At 63.1% G+C, this 4,565-nt stretch carries 3 protein-coding genes and 1 pseudogene; 1 reads left to right on the forward strand and 3 read right to left on the reverse strand.

Features of this window, described 5'->3' with window-relative positions; translation table 11 throughout:
• Nucleotides 1–108: 108 nt before the first annotated feature.
• Complete coding sequence (locus tag VGD20_RS00475; RefSeq protein ID WP_331132570.1) at nt 109–525, reverse strand: GFA family protein; 417 nt, start codon at nt 523–525, stop codon at nt 109–111.
• A gap of 194 nt (nt 526–719) precedes the next feature.
• Here VGD20_RS00475 and VGD20_RS00480 point away from each other — a divergent pair, with 194 nt between their 5' ends.
• Nucleotides 720–1,688 (forward strand): phosphatase PAP2 family protein, encoded by a 969-nt coding sequence (locus tag VGD20_RS00480; protein ID WP_331132571.1) that lies wholly within the window; start codon nt 720–722, stop codon nt 1,686–1,688.
• Between the two features lie 22 nt (nt 1,689–1,710).
• Here the strand turns inward: VGD20_RS00480 and ptsP are convergent, their stop codons facing one another.
• Entirely contained in the window at nt 1,711–4,008 is a 2,298-nt protein-coding gene (gene ptsP / locus VGD20_RS00485; RefSeq protein ID WP_331132572.1) for a phosphoenolpyruvate--protein phosphotransferase, read from the reverse strand.
• 87 nt (nt 4,009–4,095) lie between these two features.
• A pseudogene (locus tag VGD20_RS00490) lies at nt 4,096–4,565 on the reverse strand (hypothetical protein); the annotation flags it as partial.

Here is a 4,565-nt window from a genome sequence, read left to right on the forward strand (position 1 = left end):
CAGTAGCGCCGTGGGGAGATGGGCCCCGGCTTTCGCCGGGGTGCACGAGGGACAGCTCACCACCCCACAGCCGACTTCCTTCCGTGCGTTTGCAAGCGGCACAACCGCTTATTCGAAGGGCGGGTAACGCTCGAAGGTCGGAAGGCTGTCCAGCTTTGCCATCCAGCCGATCCGTTCGGCGGTCTGGATCTGCGCCTGCGCCGGGATCAGGTCGGGATCGTCGAGTGTCGCGGTCTGTACGTCGATCTGACCCGGGAAAATGGCGTCGTTCGTATAGAAAAGCCCGGTCCCGCAATCAGCGCAGAAATGGCGGCGGCCATGTTCGGACGAGGCATAGATTTTGGCCGTGCCGTCGATGTCGATGGCGTCCTGCCCGACGAGCGCCCAGCCGACCATCGGCGCGCCCGAATGGCGCCGGCAATCGCTGCAATGGCACAGCGCGTGATGCTCGACCGCCGTCGACATCGAATAACGGATCGCGCCGCAATGGCATTGGCCGCTGGCGCGGGGTGCTTGCTCGTTCATTTCTCTCTCCTCTGGAATCGAGATGAGAACATAACATAAACATACCGGGAATCGCAAAGCGTTTCGTGCCGAGCGCGGGCCTTTGCACTGCCACGGTAAGTCGTCATTAACCCAGTTCTGGCAATCAGGAAGGGGGCGGGGCATGATGACAAGAGCACTCGCCGTATCGACCAACTCCCGCGCTGAGGTGATACATGCGGCCGAACTTGCACCGGATTCCACCGGAAATCCTGATCACCGCCGGAACACTGGCTGTCATGTTTTTCTTCTCGGTGGTTTATTCCCTGCCGATCGTAGTGCCTTCGGGCGGCCATGCGGCGTTCGTCGGCGTTCACTATATCTATCCGCTGATCGGGGTGGCGATCCTCGGGATTATAACGTTCCTTGCCGGGAGGCGCGAGGTGGCGACCGGCTTCCTGCTCGCCTTGCCTTGCTATATGGTCATCCTCTTTGCGCATTTTAATCTGAAGCTCTGGATACCGCACATCAATCCCCGGAGTTATGACGAATTCTACTGGAAGACGGATGAAATGGTGCGGCCTGTTGTCGATATGTGTTTTTACATTCGCGAGAAGATTCTGTTTTTTATCCCGTATGAAGCAAATTTCTACATGTTAGCTTTCATCGCGCTTTTCTACACGAGCTTCATGTATCATGCGATGAAGACACCCGAGTATTTCAGGACGCTCGTGATTTCGGTGCTTCTTCTCCAGGCTTTTGGCGCCGTGGCCTATCTGGTCGCGCCCGCAGCCGGGCCATTCATCTATGAAAAGGGCGTCGACCCGACGATTACGGGCGGGCAGCAATATATGCTGGATTTCTATCGTAACTCGATAGCGCAGGGCCCCGCGTGGATTGCCAGCGAGGGGAGTGTGAACTTTACGGCCGGGCTCGCCGCCATGCCGTCGCTGCACGCTGCTGGCGCCTTCCTTTTTTTCCTATTTGCGTGGAAGCATGGCCGGGCTCTCCTCCCGCTCTATTCGTTCATTCTGTTCTTTATCCTCGTCACCTCGGTCGCGACACGCTGGCACTATGTCATCGACGTACCGATCGGCCTGGCGCTCGCCTGGGTCTGCCTGTGGGTCGCGCAAAAGATCTGTGAGCCCAGTGAACGCGGAACCGAACGCGAACCCGAACCCGCTGCCGTACCGCTTCCTGTCTGAGCCACCGCGCCGCGGCGGGTCATCAATCGCCCAGATCGACCTGATGGCTCGCGGCCCAATTCTGATACTGGCTGCGCGGGTTGGACGAGGGCTGGGCGAGAATGGCGGGCATGTCGGCGCGTAGCGCGCCGAGGTCGAGCGAGCGGATCATCGCCTTGACCGGTCCGACGCCGGCGGGCGTGATCGACAGGCGTTCGATCCCGACGCCGAGCAGCGCCATGGCTTCGAGCGGGCGTCCGCCCATTTCGCCGCACACGCCGAGCGCGACCTTGCTTCCCGAAACCGTTCGCACGACGCGCGCCAGATAACGCATGACCGTCGGCGACAGCCAGTCGTAACGTTCGGCGAGGCGCGGGTGTGCGCGGTCGGCGGCGAACAGGAACTGGGTAAGGTCGTTGGTGCCGATCGACAGGAAGTCGAGGTGCGGCAGCATCAGGTCGAGCGTTTCGAGGAGGCCAGGCACCTCCAGCATCGCGCCATAGCGGATAGCGACCGGCAGTTTCTTGTTGTGGCTCGCGAGCCACGCACGTTGCCCGACGAAAAGGTCGCGCGCAGCCTCATATTCCCACGGCTCGGACACCATCGGGAACATGACGTTGAGCGTGCGCCCGGCGGCTGCCTCCATCAGCGCGCGCGCCTGAACCTTCAGCAGCCCCTCGCGTTCGAGCGCGAGGCGCAATGCGCGCCAGCCCATCGCCGGATTTTCTTCCTGTGCGCTGTCGCCGACATTCATATAGGGCAGCGCCTTGTCGCCGCCGATGTCGACGGTGCGAAAGATCACCGGCCGGTCACCCGCGGCGTCGAGCACGTCGCGATAGAGCCGCTGCTGGCGATCGCGCGACGGCAAGGTTGCCGACACGAGGAACTGGAACTCGGTGCGGAACAGGCCGATCCCGCGCGCGCCGGTCAGGTCGAGCGCTGCGACATCTTCGCGGAGGCCCGCGTTGATCATGAGTTCGATCGGTACGCCGTCCCTGGTGACCGCGGGCAGGTCGCGAAGCGAGGCGAGATTGGCGCGGCGCTTCTGCGAAATCTCCAGCTTCGCGTCGAACGCGTCCTGCACGGCCTGCGTCGGGCGGACATGCAATTGTCCCGCCGCAGCGTCGAGCAGCAGCATATCGCCCTCGCGGATCGAACTGCGGACGTCGCTCACGCGGCCCATCACCGGCACCCCCATCGCGCGCGCGACAATGATGACGTGCGCGGTGAGCGACCCCTCCTCCAACACGACGCCTTTCAGGCGGCGGCGGTCATATTCGAGCAGTTCGGCGGGGCCGAGATTGCGCGCGATCAGGATCGAATCCTGCCTGAGGCCCATTTGCGCCGCGGTGCCCATCTGCCCCGACACGATGCGGATCAGCCGGTTCGACAGATCCTCGAGATCGTGCATGCGGTCGCGCAGCAACGGGTCGTCGATCTGCCGCATCCGCATCCGGGTGCGCTGCTGGACGCGCTCGATGGCCGCCTCGGCGGTCAGGCCGCTGTCGATCGCCTCGTTGATCCGCCGCGACCAGCCTTCGTCATAGGCGAACATCTTGTAGGTCTCGATGACCTCTTCATGCTCGCCGCCGACCCCGAAATCGGCGCTGCTCGCCATGCGGTCGATCTGCTCGCGCATCTTGTCGAACGCCGCGTAAACGCGGTGGCGTTCGGCCTCGATATCGTCGGCAACGGTATGTTCGATCGTGATGCGCGGCTGGTGGAATACCGCGACCCCGGCGCCCATACCGTCGACCAGCTTCTGCCCGCTCAGCCGCTGTGCCGACTGATCGGCCGCGGCGGCATCGGTCCGAGCCGCGCTATCGACGAGGTCGGCGTTGGAAATCAGTTCGGACAGCACCATCGCAACGGTCTGCAGTGTCTCGATCTCGATATCGTCATATCGGCGCGGATCGCTGTGCTGGACGCACAGCACGCCCACCGCGCGTTCGCGGCGGATGATCGGTACGCCGGCAAAGCTGTGAAACAATTCCTCGCCCGTTTCGGGACGATAGGAAAAGTCCGGATGCGCGGCCGCTTCGTCGAGGTTCAGCGTTTCGATCTGGTCGGCGATCGTGCCGACGAGCCCTTCGCCGAGGCCAAGGCGCGTTACGTGTACTGCTTCCTGTTTCAACCCGCGTGTCGCGTATAGTTCGAGTGCGCCTTCGCGCAGCAGGTAGATCGAGCACACCTCGCTGTCGAGGCATTCGCCGATGATGCCGACGACCTGGTTCAGCTTGCCCTGCGCGTTCGCGCGCGATGCCATGACTTCGTGCAACCGGGTCAGGATGGTGCGCGCCGACTGGGCGGCCGTCGAGGGCGGTGGCGGGGCGTTGGTCATCGCAATCCTGCTAACAGAAGGATGCGGTGCGCGCCAATACCCCGCGCGCGATTGTTCGGTCTAATCTTGAACCGTTCGAAGCCGCCCTCAGTTGTTCCCGGGCGGAACTGTCGGGCCGATGGCAACCGCACCCGGCGTCGTGCCGTTCGTGACCGTCGGGCCGGCGGGAGCCAGCGGCGCGGGCGCGCTCATGATCGGCGGCGGCGGCGCATATTTGGCGTCCCACGCCGCGACGTCGGCCTGATATCGGGCATAGGCTTCGTAGAAGTCGTTGAACGGCTGGTCGAGCCGCGCAAGATGCGCGGGCTCCTGCTCGACGAGTTGTGCGGTCGGCGTCGACGCGACGATCTGGGCGATTTCGTTCGCGCGTACGCAAAAATCACGCTGCGCCGGCGGCTGGGCGAAATAGTTGAACAATTGCGTCGACAGGCGGTCGCGTGGCGCGATGCCGTTGTTCTTGTTGTCCTTGCCGAGCTGCGTGATCACGCTCTTCTCGGTCGATTTGATCGTCTTGCCGTGGTTCTTGATGATCGCGTTGTACCCCGACACCATTGTCG

Origin of the sequence: Sphingopyxis sp., from assembly GCF_036402335.1 — a bacterium.
Classification (GTDB): domain Bacteria; phylum Pseudomonadota; class Alphaproteobacteria; order Sphingomonadales; family Sphingomonadaceae; genus Sphingopyxis.